Here is a 16,638-nt window from a genome sequence, read left to right as displayed (position 1 = left end):
GAGCGCCGTGTGCGTCAAGCGTTTTTTAGAATTTCTTTTTGTCAGCTTTTCTTTCAAAGCAACTCAGTTGCTCATTAGCGACGTTTAATAATATACCATCATAATATTCATGCGTCAATATCTTTTTTCACAAAATATCCTCGATGATAGATTTTTTGTCCCTTTGTCTCAATCGGCTCCACTTGAACAATTCCTTTTTCCACAAAGAAATCAATCATGACGCTAAGGTCAGGAGTGAAATACTTTAGATCTGGGTGTGCAAGAAGCTCACCAAAAAGCCATATATCCTTCTGTTCCATGACATGACGCAAATGAGCGGCACCAATTTCCGCTTTTGAATGGATCAAAAAATCATTTGCTAAAAATAAAAGTTCCAAACGTTTATGCAGACTTTCATGGCTTTCAATCAGTTCTGAGTAAAGTTTGTATACTTCAGGTTCCATATGACGCACTTGGTTCCAAACGGTCACTTCTGGGTGGAAGCCTTTATCAATTACTTCAATACGTGCTAGGTGATGCAGGGCATGCACAATGGAATTATATGCATCGAGGAATTGATTTGACTCAAAAAATGCTTTTCCTTCTATATATCTGCGAATGAGCTTGCCATATTCTAAACCGATTTTGAGCTTGCGGTTTGAAAACGGGAATGTACTTAGTTCATCAATTAAGTTGAAGATATATTCATTTCGATCAAACAGGACTTTTCCATTCAAAATCCAATCGATGATTCGGCGGTTAGTGCCGAGGGTAATCCATTCCTTCAGTTGATCATCTGTGACAACATTTAAAGAAGCTGTTTGGTGATCGGATTCATAGTGCTTGATAAATAACGGCTCTTCCGCTTCTTTTACGATGACTAAAAGTGCTGCATCAAAGTTATCCGTCTCAGAAGATACTTTATGTCTTCTTTCTACTATAATCACAGCTAATGTGTCTGGATGGCTTGCTCTCTCTTGATAAATAGGACGGAGAAGATTTTCCATAGTGATTCCTCCAATACTCGGGTGTAAGGTTCTTCTCTAATGCTATGTATTTCTCCTCATAGAATCAAAATTCCTTCAATACATGAAAAAAGATCATTGAATCATTATAAGCAATTTATTCACAAAACTCTATAACTAATTCAAACGGAAAGGTAAAATGTGCTATATTGGAGATAAGGGGGACTAGGGATGGCGAAATACTCCAGTAAGATTAATAAAATCAGAACATTTGCACTTAGTTTGGTTTTTGTTGGCTTTCTGATCATGTATATCGGTGTGTTCTTCAAGGAATCGATTTGGCTGTCGACTTTCTTTATGCTGCTTGGCGTCTTATCGATTGGATTAAGTACAGCCGTTTACTTTTGGATTGGTATGCTTTCTACGAAGGCAGTACGTGTCGTTTGTCCAGGCTGTGAGAAGGAAACAAAAGTGCTTGGGCGGGTTGACATGTGCATGCATTGCAGGGAGCCGCTTACACTTGATCCAGCATTAGAAGGTAAAGAGTTTGATGAATCCTACAATCGAAAAAAGTCATAAAAATAAGCTGACCTTTTAAACGGTCAGCTTTTTCATTAATGATTTTCTTTTTTCGCACATTCTTGACAAGTTCCATAGATCTCCAAGCGATGATGACTGACTTTAAAGCCCGTCACATGGGATGCAAGCTGTTCAACTTCATCAAGGCCAGGATAGTGAAAGTCCACAATTTTTCCGCAGTTTTCACAGATCGCATGGTAGTGGTCAGATGTCGCAAAATCAAATCGGCTTGAGGAATCACCATACGTTAATTCCTTTACTAATCCAGATTCCCGGAAGACTCGTAAATTGTTGTAAACCGTTGCGACACTCATATTTGGAAATTTTCCTTCAAGTGCTTTATATATATCGTCCGCGGTTGGGTGTGTCATAGAATTTACGAGAAACTCCAAGATGGCATGGCGCTGCGGGGTAATTCGAACACCGGTTTCTTTTAGAGCATCTAAAGCGTCTTTTAGTTCGTGAGCAGCCATTTCATCATGCACCTCTCTTCAAAAATATTCTTATATTATAATCTTTATAAATAGTGTACCCCCAGAGCCGAAACTTTGTCAATTACAATCCTCTTTTTTACCTATTCTTCTTTACAAAAAAGACCGGCATGACTGCCGATCTCATCCTGTGAGGATATTAAGCGTGAGCTTTCAATTCCTCAAGCGCTTCCTCTACGTGGTCTTTTACCTTTACTTTTCGCCATTCTTTCACAAGCGTGCCTTCTTTATTAATCAGAAACGTTGAACGCTCGATTCCCATATATTCTTTGCCAAAATTCTTTTTCAGCTTCCATACCCCAAAGGCTTCAGACAATTTCTGTTCATCGTCTACAAGAAGAAGAAACGGCAAATCATGTTTTTCTTTAAACTTTTGGTGCTTGTCCTGACTGTCTGGGCTTACGCCGATAATGACAGCATCTAATTCTGCAAAGCTTTGATGGCGGTCGCGGAAATCACATGCTTCTGTTGTACAGCCTGGTGTCATATCTTTTGGATAGAAATAAAGAACAATATGTTTTCCTTTAAAATCAGAAAGCTTTACTTTCTCCCCATTGTCACCGGTTAATTCAATGTCAGGTACTTGCTGCCCTACTTCGATTGTCATGACACAATCCCTCCAACCTATTTTTTAATTAGCCTATCCAATTTTGAGAGGATATTCAACTAAGGACGCTTGCATCGGCATGTTAAAATAATGATAGACGACGTGATACGTTGAGATAGGAGGCTATTTATGAAATTCACAGAATCAGAAAAATTACATCAAGAGGCGCTGGAGCACATTGTTGGGGGTGTCAACAGCCCGTCTCGTTCATATAAGGCAGTAGGCGGCGGTTCACCCGTTGCGATGGAAAGAGGAGAAGGCGCTTATTTTTGGGATGTTGACGGAAACCGCTATATCGATTATCTGGCAGCATACGGTCCAATTATTACAGGACATGCCCACCCGCATATTACAAAAGCCATCACGAAAGCGGCTGAAACAGGTGTCCTTTACGGAACACCAACGAAGCATGAAGTCACTTTTGCTAAAATGCTGAAGGAAGCCATGCCTGCTTTAGACAAAGTTCGTTTTGTCAATTCAGGTACAGAAGCGGTGATGACAACAATTCGAGTGGCTCGCGCATATACAGGCAGAACAAAAATCATTAAGTTTGCCGGATGCTATCACGGCCACTCTGATCTTGTGCTAGTGGCTGCAGGCTCTGGTCCTTCCACTTTAGGAACACCCGATTCCGCGGGCGTACCAAAGAGTATCGCCAATGAAGTCATTACCGTTCCATTTAATGATATTGACAGCTATAAAGAAGCATTAGATCGCTGGGGAGATGAAATAGCAGCTGTCCTTGTCGAACCAATTGTCGGGAACTTTGGCATCGTAGAACCTAAGGACGGTTTCCTGCAGCAGGTCAATGACCTCACACATGAAAAAGGCGCACTGGTGATTTATGATGAAGTTATTACCGCTTTCCGCTTTATGTATGGCGGTGCACAGGATTTGCTTCAAGTAAAACCTGACCTCACTGCATTAGGAAAAATTATTGGCGGCGGACTTCCTATCGGCGCTTACGGCGGTAAAAAAGAAATTATGGAACAAGTTGCCCCGCTTGGACCAGCCTATCAAGCTGGCACAATGGCAGGAAACCCTGCATCCATTCTTTCAGGTATTGCCTGCTTGGAATTGTTAAAAGAAGACGGCGTTTACGAGCGTCTTGATCAGCTAGGCGCTATGTTAGAGGAAGGCATTTTAGCCCATGCCAAAAAGCATCAAGTAGATATTACAGTGAATCGCTTAAAAGGAGCGCTCACAATTTATTTCACAACAGAAACGATTGTGAACTACGAGCAGGCTGAAAATACGGATGGCGAAATGTTTGCCCGTTTCTTCAAATTAATGCTCGCGCAAGGCATTAACCTCGCTCCTTCTAAATATGAAGCTTGGTTCTTAACGATCGCACATACTGAAAAAGATATTTCTGAGACGCTGCAAGCAGTAGATCATGCATTTGCACAGCTGAAACAATCATAATGAAGTCCCAAACAGGCGTAAAAACATGCGCCTGTTTTTTTATTTACCAGCTCTTGTTTGTCAAAAGCGTGCGAATCTGTTACATTTCTTCTCAATACCTTCTTTTGATGTTTTCATGAACTTTCAAAAATCACTTGAATATTTCGGAAGACCGCTGTATATTACTTAGTTGTTTCATCAAAATATGAATGATAAATGACGAGTGATCATCTATTATCGAAAAGAAAGGAATGCAGGGACAAAACCAATGAAACTTGGAGCCCGTATTTTAAAAACTGGTATTGCCATTGTACTCGCGCTTTACCTGGCAACATGGCTTGGGTTGCCAACGCCCGTCTTCGCGGGAATTGCAGCTGTATTTGCTATCCAGCCATCTATTTATCGATCTTTTTTAACCATTGTTGATCAAGTGCAAGCCAATATTATTGGAGCAGCGCTTGCCATTACGTTCGGTCTGCTTTTTGGCACAGGACCAGTCATTATCGGTTTAACCGCCGTCATGGTCATCGCCATTAATTTAAAGCTGAAGATTGAACACACGATTCCGATTGCACTTGTAACCGTCATCGCGATTTTAGAAAGTGCAGGGGATCATTTCCTTTCCTTTGCCCTAATCCGAACAGCTACTGTGGTGTTAGGAGTTCTTTCTTCATTTTTAGTGAATTTAATCTTCCTGCCGCCAAAATATGAAACAAAACTTGTTCATCACATTATGGAAAATACGGAGGAGATTTTAAAATGGATCCGTCTGAGCTCCAGACAGTCTACTGATCATTCCACATTAAAGGATGACATCGATCAAATAAAAGAACGCATGATCAAATTAGATCATATTTACTTGCTATACAAAGAAGAACGAAGCTATTTAAAGAAAACCACGTATGTCAAATCAAGAAAGCTTGTTTTGTTCAGGCAGGCCATTATGACATCGAATCGCGCTCTGTATTTGCTGAAAAAGCTTCATAAATTAGAAAATGAAATTCATTTAATGCCAGAGCATTTCAGGGAAAGCTTAACGGATGAAATTGATTATTTACTGTATTGGCATGAGCGCACATTGATGAAATTCGTCGGAAAAATGAAGCCGCAGGATGATGAATTTCAAAATGAATGCTCTCTTCGCCTTGAGACGTTAACGAAATCATTTATTAAGCATCAGCAAAACCAAGAAAACGACTTACTCGATTACAACATGCTGAATGTCATGTCCAGCATCATCGAATACCGTGATGAATTAGAGCATTTAGATACATTGATTACAAGCTTCCAGACGTATCACCCAAAAGATAGTGAAATTGAGACAGAAGAAAAAGAAGCATAAACAGAAAAGACCGATTCCTAGAATCGGTCTTAAATTGTTGACAAAGAGCTAAAATGATCTTGATTTTAGCTCTTTGTCTTCTTTTCAGCGTAACCTGAAAACCTTTGCAGTCTAGGAAGAACGAGTACCGGAGCGGAGCGAATGAGTATTCGTGAGCACCGGCACGCAGTACTGACACCGAATGCGAGGGTTTGCCCGCGCGCTGAGACCGATTCTGAGAATCGGTCTTATTTTATTTTCTTCATTTTAGGATCTAGTGTGTCTCTTAATCCATCCCCCATCAGGTTAAAGCCTAAAACAGTCAGCATGATCGCTATTCCTGGGAAGAATAATGTCCAAGGGGCTTGAACGAGATAAGGTCTCGCATCGGCGAGCATTTTCCCCCATTCTGGACTTGGCGCCTGTGCCCCCAATCCTAAAAAGCCTAAAGCGGCTGCCTCAATAATTGCCGTTCCGATCGCTAGCGTCGCCTGTACGATGACCGGCACCATACTATTTGGCAGGATGTGGCGCAGAACGATGCGGCGGTGTGACATCCCCACCGCCTTTGCTGCCAGCACGTATTCTTCTTGTTTAATACTCAGCACTTTTGAACGAACGAGCCGTCCAAAGGTTGGGACATTAATAATCGCAATGGCAATAAGGGCATTTTGTAAGGAGGGGCCTAGGATGGAGACAATAGCAATCGCTAATAGAATGCTAGGAAAAGCAAGTAAAATATCAAACAATCTTGAGATCACAGCATCTAACACTCTTCCGCCATAGCCTGCTATCAATCCAAGCAGTGTGCCTAAAATGACAGACCCGAGGACCGAGAAAAAACCGACCCATAAGGAAATCCGTGCTCCATGCACAACTCTTGAAAATATATCTCTGCCGAAATCATCCGTACCAAACCAGTGTGCAGCTGAAGGGGCACTAAATCGCTCACCGAGTGATTGTTCATTGATTCCATAAGGAGCAATGAGCGGCGCAAAGATCGCTAGGATCAGAAATAAAAAAACAATCACACTGCCAATGACCGCCAGCTTATGCTGAAAGAACTGCTTCATTGATTCAAGAATCAATGATTGAGAGCGTTCATCTTTTGGCTGAGGTGGTTCAAGTTCTTTTTGTGCTTCCATATTGTCACTCTCCCTCCCTAATATTTAATCCTTGGATCAATGACCGCATACAAGATGTCCACAATGAAATTGATCAGGACAAATATAAGCGCAACGACGAGAATACCTGTTTGAATGACTGGGTAATCACGATAACTGATGGCGTCATATATATACCGCCCAATTCCCGGCCAAGCAAAAATGGTTTCTGTTAAAATCGCTCCACCAAGCAAGAGTCCTGTCTGAAGACCAATAATCGTCAAGATCGGAATGAGCGCATTTTTCAGGCCATGCTGATAAATGATAAAAAATGAACGTACTCCTTTTGCTTTTGCTGTTCGAATAAAGTCGGAATGAAGCACTTCCAGCATACTTGCCCTTGTAATTCTCGCAATAATCGCAGCAGGAATTGTGGCGAGTGCTGTACTTGGTAAGATCAAATGCTTGATGCTGTCAGCGAATTGATCAAACCGGCCTTGTAAAAGCGTGTCCAGTGTATGAATATACGTAATCGATTCGACTGGATTCCTTACGTCTTCTCGACCCGTTGTCGGCAAAATACCTAATTCGATCGAGAACAGCCACTGCCCCATTAAGCCTAACCAGAAAATTGGCATGGACACTCCGATGAGTGCAATAAACATCGCGGCATAATCAAAGAAAGAATGCTTAAACCAAGCACTAATGATCCCGGCATTCACTCCCACGACAATCGCCAGCACCATGGCAAAAAAGGTCAATTCTAACGTCGCAAATAAGTAAGGCTTCATTTCCTGGGCAATAGCCGCTCCTGTTCGAATGGAAGTCCCTAAATCCCCTTTTAAAAGGCCAAGCATATAATGACCGTATTGAACGTACCATGGCTGATCTAAACCGAGCTGGATCGTTAATTGTTCTACAGCCTCTTTCGTTGCCCGCTGTCCTAAGATGACCTGCGCTGGATTTCCAGGTATAAAACGAATAATTGAAAACACGACCAATGTCATTCCGATCAGTACTGGGATGAGCATTCCTGCCCGCTTCATACAATAAGCAAACAAACAGCTTTCACCGCCTTTATCTTTGTTTGATAAGGGAGATACATGATCTCCCTTATTTGCTTATTCGAAATACACGTCAGTTAAAGCTTCTGAACCAGTTGGATGCGGCTGATAGCCTTTTAAATCATTAGAAGCGGCAAGCATTGGAATCGAATGCACCAATGGAATCCAAGGCGCTTCGTCATGAATGATTTCCTGCGCTTTTTTATACAGCTCATTTCGTTTCTTTTGATCTGTGTCTGTTTGCGCTTCAATGAGAATGTCATGCATTTTATCGTTTTCGAAGAATGTATAGTTGTTACCGCCAATGCTGTCTTTGTCCAGCAGTGTGTAAATGAAATTATCAGGATCACCATTGTCCCCTGTCCAGCCTAATAAGAACACATCTGCTTCCCCTTTACTTGCTTTATCTAAATAGGTGGCCCAGTCATATGTCACAATTTCTGCTTTGACGCCGACCTTTTCAAAATTTGACTGAATGACTTCTGCTACCTTCATTCCATCTGGCATGTATGGACGCGGTACAGGCATTGCCCAAAGCTTGATGCGAAAGCCGTCAGGGAAGCCCGCTTCTTTTAATAGTTCTTTCGCTTTTTCTGGATCATACGGATATGGCTCAATGTCGTCATTGTAGCCTTCTAAAGCTGGCGGCAATGGATTTTTTGCTGGCTCAGCAAGTCCGCCATAAAATGACTCAATAATCGATTCTTTATCGACCGCATAATTGAGTGCCTGACGAACGAGCTTGTTATCAAGCGGCTTTCTTGTGACGGTCAGTCCGATATAGCCTACGTTCATCGATGGTCTTTCAATGAGCTGGAGTGCTTTGTCGGTTTTAATGCCATCTAAATCTGACGGATTCACGCCATCCATTAAGTCGATCTCTCCTGTTTTAAGGGCATTTAAACGAGCAGAGTTTTCTGGAATGGAGCGGAAGATGATTTGATTCAGCTTTGGCTTATCCTTCTGCCAATAATCCTCGTTTTTTTCTAACACGATACGGTCGTTTTGCTTCCACTCTTTAAACTTGAATGGTCCTGTCCCCACTGGATTTTCTCTAAATGAATCGCCGCTTTTTTCAACAGCCGCTGGACTTGCGATGCCAAATGGTGACATGGCAATGTTTTTGAGGAATGTCGCCTGCGGGCGCTTTAGCTGAAATTCAATTTCATGCTCGCCTTTGACGATGATGTCTTTAATGACATGCCCTTTATCTTTTTTATAGCCGCCAAACATCCCATAGTAAGGAAACTTTTCTGCGTCTCCATTCATCCAGCGCTCAAAATTGAATTTCACTGCTTCTGCGTTAAAGTCTGTACCATCGTGGAATTTCACACCTTTTCTTAAGTAGAACGTGTATGATTTTCCGTCCTTTGCAACATCCCATTCTGTTGCGAGGCCAGGATGGATGGTCGTGTCTTTCTCACCGTAATTCAAGAGCTTTTCAAATATATTCTCTGTGACCTTAAAGGTTTCGCCTTCTGTTGTGGTGATTGGATCTAGTGAAGTGGAATCTCCCCCTCTGCCAAATACGAGGGTATCTTTTGTTGCCTTTTCTTCTGATGTCGGTGAAGACGAGCATCCCCCTAAAAAGAGCGCCAGTGCCAGCACAAAAATGAAACTACTGAATAACCATGTCTTCTTCATTGTTTTCCTCCTTTTGATATAAATAACACGCGGCTGCGTGCCCCGGTGCCTCCTCATACAAAGCTGGAACTGCTTTCAGGCATTTCTCCCATCTTTTTGGACACCTTTTGTAGAAAGGACAGCCGCCGCGTTCCGTCATTGTGGTCTCTTCTGCTGCCACATCTTGCGCCTCTAGTACGTGATCCATATGTGGAATGGATTTCAGAAGCAGCGACGTATAGGGATGAAGCGGACTGTGAAACACATCTTCGGCAGGCCCCATCTCGACAATGCGCCCAGCATACATGACGGCGATCCGGTCGCTCATATATCTGACAACCCCAAGGTCGTGAGAAATAAACAGATACGTCAGAGAAAGCGTCTTTTGCAATTCAAGCATCAAATTCAAAATTTGCGCTTGAACGGATACATCCAAAGCCGAAACTGGTTCATCGGCAATAACAAGACTTGGGTGCGTAATAAGTGCTCTAGCAATACCGATACGCTGCCTTTGCCCGCCGCTGAATTGATGCGCATAACGTTCTCCGTAGGAAGGATCAAATCCAACAATGTGCAGCATCTCTTTTACCCGTTTCCGTCTTTCTGCTTTCGTCCCATGCTGATGGACAATCAGCGGTTCCTCTAAAATATCTTTGATTTTCATTCTTGGATTTAAAGAAGCATATGGATCTTGAAAGATCATTTGAATGTCTTTTCTTAAGGAACGCATGTCTCGTTCTTTTAGAAGGGTGATCTCCTGCCCTTTTAATTGAATAGAGCCTGACGTCGGTTCAGTCAATCTCATTAGGCTTTTGCCAAGTGTTGATTTCCCGCAGCCTGATTCACCAACAATGCCAAGCGTTTCTCCTTCCTTCACGTGAAAGGACACTTGATTTAAAGCCAAAGTCGATTGTTTATGTTTAGAAAAAAAAGCGGCTGTGTCATACCGTTTTGTCAGCTGATTCACTTGCAAAAGTGGGTGAGTCAGTGTCTTCTCCTCCTTCCATTAGAAAACATGCCACGCGGTGATTCTGTTCAATGGATTGTAAGGCTGGATCTTTTTCAAGACATTGCGCCATTTGATATGGGCAGCGTGGTGCAAATTGACAGCCGGACCGAATGGCCCCTGGCTTAGGCACATGACCTGCAATAGAGATGAGCTTTTCTTTTTTCTCTTTAAACGATGGAACTGAGGCGAAAAGACCTTTCGTGTAGGGATGCAGAGGTTTTTGAAAAATACGGTCAACGGTTCCTTCTTCTACAATTCGACCGGCATACATAATCATGACTCGCTGGCATATTTGCCGCACGACGCCTAGATCATGGGTAATAAATAAAATAGCAGTGTCCATCTCTTCGTTCAGCTTTTTGAGCAAACGAAGGATTTGCGCTTGGATGGTTACATCAAGTGCAGTTGTCGGTTCATCAGCGATCATGAGCTTTGGATGACAAAGCATTGCCATCGCAATCATGACTCGCTGGCGCATGCCGCCTGATAATTCGTGTGGATATTTTTTCAGCAGCGATTCTGCTTGCTTCAACCCAACTGTTTGAAGCAGATCAACCGCCTTCGCTCTTGCTTCTTTTTGACCGATTGATTGATGTGTGAAAAGTGCTTCCGTCATTTGTTTGTCGATGGTCATTAATGGGTTCAGAGAGGTCATAGGCTCTTGGAAAATCATCGAAATGTCATTTCCTCTTATCTCTCGCCACTCTTTCTCTGAAAGTGACAGCAGATTTTGCCCTTCGAAGTGAACCTCGCCCGTTGTATCGGTTTGCTGATTCAGTCCCATTAATGACATGCTTGTGATACTTTTCCCGCAGCCTGATTCACCCACAATCCCTAACGTTTCCCCTTTTTGAATCGAGAACGATATGTGATGGACGATGGGCACTTTTTGCTTTTTTTGCTGAAACGCAATGGACAGCTGTTTGACATCTAGCAGCACGTCTTGTTCTTTCACATATTCACCACCCCGTCATACTTTTTAAAATTGTATTGAGACAAGCTGGGAAATATGTCATGTTTTTGACAACATAAAAAAGCCTATCCGCTAGAATCGGATAGGCTTCTACTAATTTAAAGTTTGAATGGTAAATAAATGACGATAGTGGCTGTCTTGGTTCATTAATTCTTCGTGTGTTCCTTTTTCCACAATTTCGCCTTGTTCCATGACCACAATTTGGTCAGCATGTGTAATGGTTGATAATCGGTGTGCGACAATAAAGGTTGTGCGATCCTTCGCCAGCTTTTGCATCGCTTCTTGAATGTAATGCTCACTTTCTAAATCAAGTGCAGACGTCGCTTCGTCTAAAATCAACAGCGGTGGATTTTTAAGAAATACCCTTGCAATGGAAATCCGCTGTTTTTGCCCGCCTGACAGCTTCACGCCCCGTTCTCCTACTTTCGTGTCATATCCTTCAGGAAAAGACATAATAAAATCATGCGCATTTGCCGCTTTTGCAGCCGACACGATTTTTTCAAAAGGTGCTTCAGGGTCACCAACCGCAATATTTTCTTTAATCGTGTCACTGAATAGGAATGTATCCTGCAGCACCATTCCGACTTGATTTCGAAGACTTCTTGCTTTGTACTCTTTGATATCAATGCCGTCAATTTCAAGTGACCCGTTTGTGACATCATAAAACCTTGGAATTAAGCTGACGAGTGTCGACTTCCCTCCACCGCTCATTCCTACAAGCGCAACCGTTTGTCCTTTTTCTACTTTCAAGGAGATATTGTGCAGAATCTCTTCCTGCGTGTGTTCATAACGAAACGACACATTTTTAAACTCTACCTCTCCTTTTAAATGATTGGCTTCTTTTGCATTCGGCCGGTCTGTGACCTCATATGGCTCATCAATAAACTCAAAGATCCGATCCATTGATGCCACCGACTGGGTTAAAGTCGTGGATGAGTTAATGAGACGGCGAATTGGATTGTACATCCGGTCAATATAGCCGACAAAGGCGATCATGGTTCCGATCGACAGCGATCCGTTAATTACTGTATAACCCGCAAATGCAATGATTAACAGCGGTGCAATGTCAGTGATCGTATTGACGACGGCAAATGTTTTGGCGTTCCAATTCGTATGGTTGATTGCTTTGTTTAAGAAATTTTTGTTTTCATCATGAAAATTCTCTTGTTCATATTCTTCAATCGCAAAGCTGCGAATGACCGGCATTCCTTGTACCCGCTCATGCAGGTGCCCTTGCACTTCAGCCAGCGCCTGTGACCGCTCTTTTGTCAGCTTGCGAAGCCGTCCGTAAAAATACTTTACTGCAAACGCGTAGAGCGGAAAAATAATGACAGACACGATGGTGAGCTTCAGATCCAGTGTACACATAATGGCGATCACGATCAGTACGGTCATCATATCCAGCCAAATGTTCATGAGACCTGTGATGACAAATTCCTTTGTCTGCTCCACATCGTTGATCACTCTTGAAATAATTTCTCCTGTTCTCGTGTTGGCATAGTAACGAAGACTTAGCTTTTGAATATGCGAGAACAATTTTTCCCGAATATCAAATAATACCTTACTGCCTGTCCACTGAGCGTAGTATTGTCTATAGTATTCAACAGGCGGCCTCAACACTAAAAATAATACGAGCATGATTCCCATTATGATCAGTAGAGTTGATGTCTTTTCTTCAGCTGACCCCGAGCCTTGAATGACATCATCAATGACATACTTTAAAAGCAGAGGCAAGGTTAAGGGAATCGAAAACTTAATCATTCCGATGACCATTGTCAATGCAATCTGTTTTTTATACGGTGTTACAAAAGCCATGTAGCGTTTAATGACCCCCATGTAAATCTCCTTCCCAATCTATCAGTGCCTCTTATCCGTACGCAGTCAAAAACCTGTTAGCCTAAAAAGCCAAACAGGTTTTTTGATGCTCTTGCTTATTTTGTATAATGTAAAAAACGTTCATACCACATATCCACAAATTCAGGCGCAAACGGACCTTTCCGCTGGTGAATCCAATGCAGTAATGTATTCAGATGCTCTCTTAAGATACTATCGATTTCTTTTGGATAATTCATCTGCCTCTTATGATCTGCATATTCGTCCTCATCCAAAATATTGTACGTCATGTCTGGAAAGACTTTGACGTCTAAATCGTAATCAATATACTTAATTGCCTCATCATCTGTCGCAAAAGGAGAGCTGATGTTGCAGTAATAATATACCCCATCATCTCTAAGCATCCCAATTACATTAAACCATTGTTTTGCATGGAAATAGCAAATAGCCGGTTCTCTCGTCATCCAAGTACGGCCGTCGGATTCAGTCACCATTGTACGGTCGTTTGCACCAATGATACACAATTCCGTTGCTTTCAGAATGGTGGTTTCATTCCAAATCCTGTGGATCAAGCCATTATGTTTATAGCTTTGAATTTGGATGGTTTCTCCTTCCTTGGGATAGCCCATATTTTCTCCCCTACTTTCTATAACAAACAAACCTAACAGTCCAAAGACCTAATTTCCCAACTAAACATGTCTCTATTATATTATACCGTTACATCATTAAAAAATGAAATGAAAAAGCCATTCAACCCAATTGAACGGCACACTGACTTACATCACGCTAGAACTCTTTTCCATCTGTTTATATGAATTGATGACCTCTTCTGTCTGTTTTGTAAATAAGGTTTGCACTTTTTGCAGTTCCTGACGTTTCTGTTTGATCTGATCACAAAGCCTATGCCACTCTTCTTTTTTTTCATCCTGCAGCAATTGTTTTTCTGTTTCTAAGCATAGATCGAGTTCTCCCTGCACATCGAGCAGCTGATCCATGAGCTGCATTTGTTCTTTTACAAGCTGATCAAAATCAGACATCTAACTCCTCCCTTTTCATCGAATCCACTTTTTGTCTGTATACCATTTCTTGAAAGAAGGAGGAAATCCTTTGACTGTTTATGTAGAGGTTTTACAGGTTTTGTCGGATGGTGGTGAGAGGCAAAAAGAAAAGCACTTCATTCGTATATGAAGTGCTTTCCTTTGTTTCAGTGATTAGCTGTTTTGTTGTTTGTTTTGCTCAGCTTTTTGGTTGTATTTTTTTACGTGCTGTGCGTCAGTCTCGCTAGCAAATTCAGTGCCGTATTGACCACCTTGTGCAGCAGCTTGGTTTTGTTTCTTCACTTGTTGTGCGTTTGTTTTGTTTTGTTGTTGATCCATCATTATCACCTCCACGCACATTAATTTGTGCAGAAGGTGCAGATCCTATTCATGATTTTTTTAAACAAGCAAAGAACGTCCGCCATCCACAATAATCGTCTGGCCTCTAATCATGTCTGCTTTGCCTGACACAAGGAATTCCACGCTGTCGACCATGTCTTTAATTTCCACCATTCGGCCGGCAGGTGTATTTTTCTTCGCATCTTCTAAAAGCTCTTCACGGTTCGGGAAGTGCTTGAGTGCATCGGTATCGATCGCGCCGCCTGATACAGCGTTGACGACGATATTTTTTTGTGACAGCTCTACAGAAAGGTAACGTGTCAAAGCTTCTAGTGCTGCTTTTGATACGCCGACGACTGTGTAATTTTCAAGGTAGCGGATAGAGCCAAGAGAGCTAATGCTGACGATATGTCCGCCGCCGTTTTTCTCCATTAGTTTCGCCGCTTCTTGTCCGCAGAATAACAAAGCTTTCGCATTGATATTCATCGTCCAGTCCCAATGATTTTCTTCAAGGTCCATAATTGGACGCTGAACACCTGATGCCGCGTTGTTCACAAATACATCTAAACGGCCAAAAGTTTCATCAATTTGTTGAAACATGTCTTTGATTTTCTCAGGCTGGCCTACATTGGCTTTGACAACCAATGTTTTAACGCCCATCGCTTCAATTTCTTCCGCTGTTTCAAGTGCGGCTTTTTTGCTTCTCGCATAGTTAATGACAATGTCATATCCTTTTTCAGCGAGGCGAAGGGCTACTTCTTTCCCTACTCCTCTGCTGCTTCCTGTAATTAATGCACATTTACGTTGACTCATTATGGTTCATCTCCTGATTTGAATAGTTTTCGTTCATTCGCTTCACACTAATAGGAAAGTTCCTATTAGGAGGTTACATTCATGTATGTCGGACGCGATTTAAGCCAGCTTGGCATGATGTCCAAGGATCAATGGAAAGATACTGAGCTTGCTTACTTTCATCATGCTTTCCAACAAATTTTACCTTATTTGAATGAAGAAGGGCAATCTAAGTATCGAGAAATCATTTCTGAAATTGAAGACCGCGGGGGATTGCACAGAAATGAAGCTGATTATACCCACGGGACAACGGTTAAATACGACTAGGCTGCTCAAGTGCCAGCTTCCAAATTTTTTGGTGTGAGACTGGCAAAGCATATGCCTCAAATTCTTCTGTTGTGACTTTTTTCAGCTTCGTGTCATCAGATACAGAGGTAACTCGTCCAAAGAAAACAGAAATATTCCAGATGAGGTGGGTAAATACATGCTGAATGGTGCCTTCTAAATCACCAAGCTCCGCTTGTACACCCGCCTCCTCTTTTAAGAAATCAATGAGCTGCTCTTTTTCCGTTTTTCTTCCCTTCATGGTTTCCATGTTAGGGAATTCCCATAAATTCGCAAGGAGGCCTGTACTTGGCCGCTTATGAATATATAGGTTGCCTGCGTCATCAAATAACACCGCTGCTGCCATTGATTTTGCAGTCGGCTTTTTCTTTTTGCTTTTCACTGGGAGCTCATGCTGAACGCCTTCCTCGAGTGCCGAGCAATGCATGTTCACAGGGCATATGAGGCAGGCAGGGGATGTTGGGGTACAAATGAGCGCACCAAGCTCCATCAGCCCTTGATTAAATTCTGACGGCTTTTCCCGGGAAATGAGCTGATCGACCGCAAATTCGAAAATATTTCTCGTTTTTGGTTTTGCAATATCATCCCATATGGACAAAATACGAGAAATGACCCTCATCACGTTGCCGTCTACCGCAGGATACGGCTTGTTATAGGCGATACTCAGCACTGCGCCGCTCGTATACGGGCCTACACCTTTGAGCTTTGAAAATTGCTCTTTCGTATTAGGGACAACACCGCCGTAGGATTCATATACTTCTTTCACAGCTGCCTGTAAATTACGCACTCTTGAGTAGTAGCCAAGACCTTCCCATGCTTTCATGACCTTTTCTTCATCAGCTAAAGCGAGATCCTTCACCGTCGGAAACTGCTCCATAAACCGGTTGAAATACGGAATGACCGTATCTACTCTCGTTTGCTGAAGCATCACTTCTGATACCCAGACGCGGTATGGATCTTGATTTTCTCGCCATGGTAATGTTCGTTGTTCTTTTTCATACCAATCAATTAAATCATGCTGAAAGCCCGCAATATCTTTGCGGTCCAGCTTTTCTTGAATGTCTTTCATATCTATACTCCTTCTCATTGGACCGAGGGCTAACGTTCTGAATAGAACCTTATTTGTTGTATACTGTTTGTAGATACGTTAACATGTTACATTAAATCGGGATAA

The 16,638-nt window shown here is 42.3% G+C and carries 17 protein-coding genes and 1 pseudogene; 4 read left to right on the top strand and 14 right to left on the bottom strand.

Annotated elements, in window-relative coordinates:
• Positions 1–107: 107 nt before the first annotated feature.
• On the bottom strand, positions 108–986 hold the full coding sequence (locus NSS80_RS04450) for a nucleotidyltransferase-like protein (protein ID WP_024425790.1): 879 nt from the start codon (positions 984–986) through the stop codon (positions 108–110).
• 189 nt (positions 987–1,175) lie between these two features.
• On the opposite strand from NSS80_RS04450, the gene NSS80_RS04445 reads away from it, so the two are divergent.
• Positions 1,176–1,523: a YgzB family protein gene (locus NSS80_RS04445; protein ID WP_024425201.1), complete on the top strand. Its 348-nt coding sequence runs from the start codon at positions 1,176–1,178 to the stop codon at positions 1,521–1,523.
• Between the two features lie 35 nt (positions 1,524–1,558).
• On the opposite strand, the gene perR is transcribed toward NSS80_RS04445, so the two are convergent.
• Together perR and bcp are read right to left on the bottom strand one after the other, a co-directional pair.
• Positions 1,559–1,996, bottom strand: a complete 438-nt coding sequence (perR, locus tag NSS80_RS04440; protein ID WP_012009347.1) for a peroxide-responsive transcriptional repressor PerR — start codon at positions 1,994–1,996, stop codon at positions 1,559–1,561.
• A 157-nt stretch (positions 1,997–2,153) separates the two neighbouring features.
• Positions 2,154–2,621 carry a thioredoxin-dependent thiol peroxidase gene (gene bcp / locus NSS80_RS04435; RefSeq protein WP_024425791.1) on the bottom strand — a complete coding sequence of 156 codons (468 nt, stop codon included), beginning with the start codon at positions 2,619–2,621 and terminating at the stop codon, positions 2,154–2,156.
• A gap of 129 nt (positions 2,622–2,750) precedes the next feature.
• Between bcp and NSS80_RS04430 the strand changes: the two genes are divergently transcribed.
• Both NSS80_RS04430 and NSS80_RS04425 read left to right on the top strand, forming a co-directional pair.
• Positions 2,751–4,046, top strand: a complete 1,296-nt coding sequence (locus NSS80_RS04430; protein ID WP_034284215.1) for a glutamate-1-semialdehyde 2,1-aminomutase — start codon at positions 2,751–2,753, stop codon at positions 4,044–4,046.
• Positions 4,047–4,293: 247 nt separating this feature from the next.
• Entirely contained in the window at positions 4,294–5,367 is a 1,074-nt protein-coding gene (locus NSS80_RS04425; protein ID WP_041116317.1) for an aromatic acid exporter family protein, read from the top strand.
• Between the two features lie 227 nt (positions 5,368–5,594).
• Here NSS80_RS04425 and NSS80_RS04420 read toward each other — a convergent pair whose 3' ends face one another.
• From NSS80_RS04420 to fabL, 10 genes and pseudogenes are all read right to left on the bottom strand, one after another.
• Entirely contained in the window at positions 5,595–6,491 is an 897-nt protein-coding gene (locus NSS80_RS04420; protein ID WP_025093464.1) for an ABC transporter permease, read from the bottom strand.
• A 17-nt stretch (positions 6,492–6,508) separates the two neighbouring features.
• On the bottom strand, positions 6,509–7,510 hold the full coding sequence (locus NSS80_RS04415) for an ABC transporter permease (protein WP_024425205.1): 1,002 nt from the start codon (positions 7,508–7,510) through the stop codon (positions 6,509–6,511).
• Positions 7,511–7,570: 60 nt separating this feature from the next.
• Positions 7,571–9,157, bottom strand: a complete 1,587-nt coding sequence (locus tag NSS80_RS04410) for an ABC transporter substrate-binding protein (protein WP_070326745.1) — start codon at positions 9,155–9,157, stop codon at positions 7,571–7,573.
• Complete coding sequence (locus tag NSS80_RS04405) at positions 9,132–10,109, bottom strand: ABC transporter ATP-binding protein (protein WP_217008946.1); 978 nt, start codon at positions 10,107–10,109, stop codon at positions 9,132–9,134. The genes NSS80_RS04410 and NSS80_RS04405 overlap by 26 nt, the downstream gene beginning before the upstream one ends.
• Positions 10,078–11,100 carry an ABC transporter ATP-binding protein gene (locus NSS80_RS04400; RefSeq protein WP_317222627.1) on the bottom strand — a complete coding sequence of 341 codons (1,023 nt, stop codon included), beginning with the start codon at positions 11,098–11,100 and terminating at the stop codon, positions 10,078–10,080. Before NSS80_RS04400 ends, NSS80_RS04405 begins: the two co-directional genes overlap by 32 nt.
• Positions 11,101–11,211: 111 nt before the next feature.
• Positions 11,212–12,954, bottom strand: a complete 1,743-nt coding sequence (locus tag NSS80_RS04395; RefSeq protein WP_317222628.1) for an ABC transporter ATP-binding protein — start codon at positions 12,952–12,954, stop codon at positions 11,212–11,214.
• A 95-nt stretch (positions 12,955–13,049) separates the two neighbouring features.
• Positions 13,050–13,580 carry a DUF402 domain-containing protein gene (locus NSS80_RS04390; protein WP_024425209.1) on the bottom strand — a complete coding sequence of 177 codons (531 nt, stop codon included), beginning with the start codon at positions 13,578–13,580 and terminating at the stop codon, positions 13,050–13,052.
• A 147-nt stretch (positions 13,581–13,727) separates the two neighbouring features.
• Positions 13,728–13,988, bottom strand: a complete 261-nt coding sequence (locus NSS80_RS04385; RefSeq protein WP_317222630.1) for a YgaB family protein — start codon at positions 13,986–13,988, stop codon at positions 13,728–13,730.
• A gap of 174 nt (positions 13,989–14,162) precedes the next feature.
• Positions 14,163–14,312, bottom strand: a pseudogene (locus NSS80_RS04380) (gamma-type small acid-soluble spore protein); the annotation flags it as partial.
• Positions 14,313–14,387: 75 nt separating this feature from the next.
• Complete coding sequence (fabL, locus tag NSS80_RS04375) at positions 14,388–15,140, bottom strand: enoyl-[acyl-carrier-protein] reductase FabL (RefSeq protein WP_024425211.1); 753 nt, start codon at positions 15,138–15,140, stop codon at positions 14,388–14,390.
• An 81-nt stretch (positions 15,141–15,221) separates the two neighbouring features.
• On the opposite strand from fabL, the gene NSS80_RS04370 reads away from it, so the two are divergent.
• Positions 15,222–15,446: a hypothetical protein gene (locus NSS80_RS04370; RefSeq protein ID WP_003217808.1), complete on the top strand. Its 225-nt coding sequence runs from the start codon at positions 15,222–15,224 to the stop codon at positions 15,444–15,446.
• Here NSS80_RS04370 and mutY read toward each other — a convergent pair.
• A complete protein-coding gene (gene mutY / locus NSS80_RS04365; RefSeq protein WP_285707606.1) occupies positions 15,433–16,533 on the bottom strand; it encodes an A/G-specific adenine glycosylase in 1,101 nt (366 codons plus the stop codon). The two genes, NSS80_RS04370 and mutY, sit on opposite strands and share 14 nt — an antisense overlap.
• Between the last annotated feature and the right edge of the window lie 105 nt (positions 16,534–16,638).

The sequence above is a fragment of the Bacillus sp. FSL M8-0350 genome, assembly GCF_038593345.1.
Lineage (GTDB): Bacteria > Bacillota > Bacilli > Bacillales > Bacillaceae > Bacillus > Bacillus safensis.
This window is presented reverse-complemented; position numbering and strand designations above follow the sequence as displayed.

What these genes read in the sequence shown, in the direction of transcription:
- mutY (WP_285707606.1), bottom strand. Translation starts at nt 16,533, where the DNA reads ATGAAAGACATTCAAGAAAAGCTGGACCGCAAAGATATTGCGGGCTTT.
- NSS80_RS04430 (WP_034284215.1), top strand. Translation starts at nt 2,751, where the DNA reads ATGAAATTCACAGAATCAGAAAAATTACATCAAGAGGCGCTGGAGCAC.
- NSS80_RS04425 (WP_041116317.1), top strand. Translation starts at nt 4,294, where the DNA reads ATGAAACTTGGAGCCCGTATTTTAAAAACTGGTATTGCCATTGTACTC.
- NSS80_RS04450 (WP_024425790.1), bottom strand. Translation starts at nt 986, where the DNA reads ATGGAAAATCTTCTCCGTCCTATTTATCAAGAGAGAGCAAGCCATCCA.
- NSS80_RS04390 (WP_024425209.1), bottom strand. Translation starts at nt 13,580, where the DNA reads ATGGGCTATCCCAAGGAAGGAGAAACCATCCAAATTCAAAGCTATAAA.
- perR (WP_012009347.1), bottom strand. Translation starts at nt 1,996, where the DNA reads ATGGCTGCTCACGAACTAAAAGACGCTTTAGATGCTCTAAAAGAAACC.
- bcp (WP_024425791.1), bottom strand. Translation starts at nt 2,621, where the DNA reads ATGACAATCGAAGTAGGGCAGCAAGTACCTGACATTGAATTAACCGGT.
- NSS80_RS04370 (WP_003217808.1), top strand. Translation starts at nt 15,222, where the DNA reads ATGTATGTCGGACGCGATTTAAGCCAGCTTGGCATGATGTCCAAGGAT.
- fabL (WP_024425211.1), bottom strand. Translation starts at nt 15,140, where the DNA reads ATGAGTCAACGTAAATGTGCATTAATTACAGGAAGCAGCAGAGGAGTA.
- NSS80_RS04395 (WP_317222628.1), bottom strand. Translation starts at nt 12,954, where the DNA reads ATGGGGGTCATTAAACGCTACATGGCTTTTGTAACACCGTATAAAAAA.
- NSS80_RS04410 (WP_070326745.1), bottom strand. Translation starts at nt 9,157, where the DNA reads ATGAAGAAGACATGGTTATTCAGTAGTTTCATTTTTGTGCTGGCACTG.
- NSS80_RS04445 (WP_024425201.1), top strand. Translation starts at nt 1,176, where the DNA reads ATGGCGAAATACTCCAGTAAGATTAATAAAATCAGAACATTTGCACTT.
- NSS80_RS04420 (WP_025093464.1), bottom strand. Translation starts at nt 6,491, where the DNA reads ATGGAAGCACAAAAAGAACTTGAACCACCTCAGCCAAAAGATGAACGC.
- NSS80_RS04385 (WP_317222630.1), bottom strand. Translation starts at nt 13,988, where the DNA reads ATGTCTGATTTTGATCAGCTTGTAAAAGAACAAATGCAGCTCATGGAT.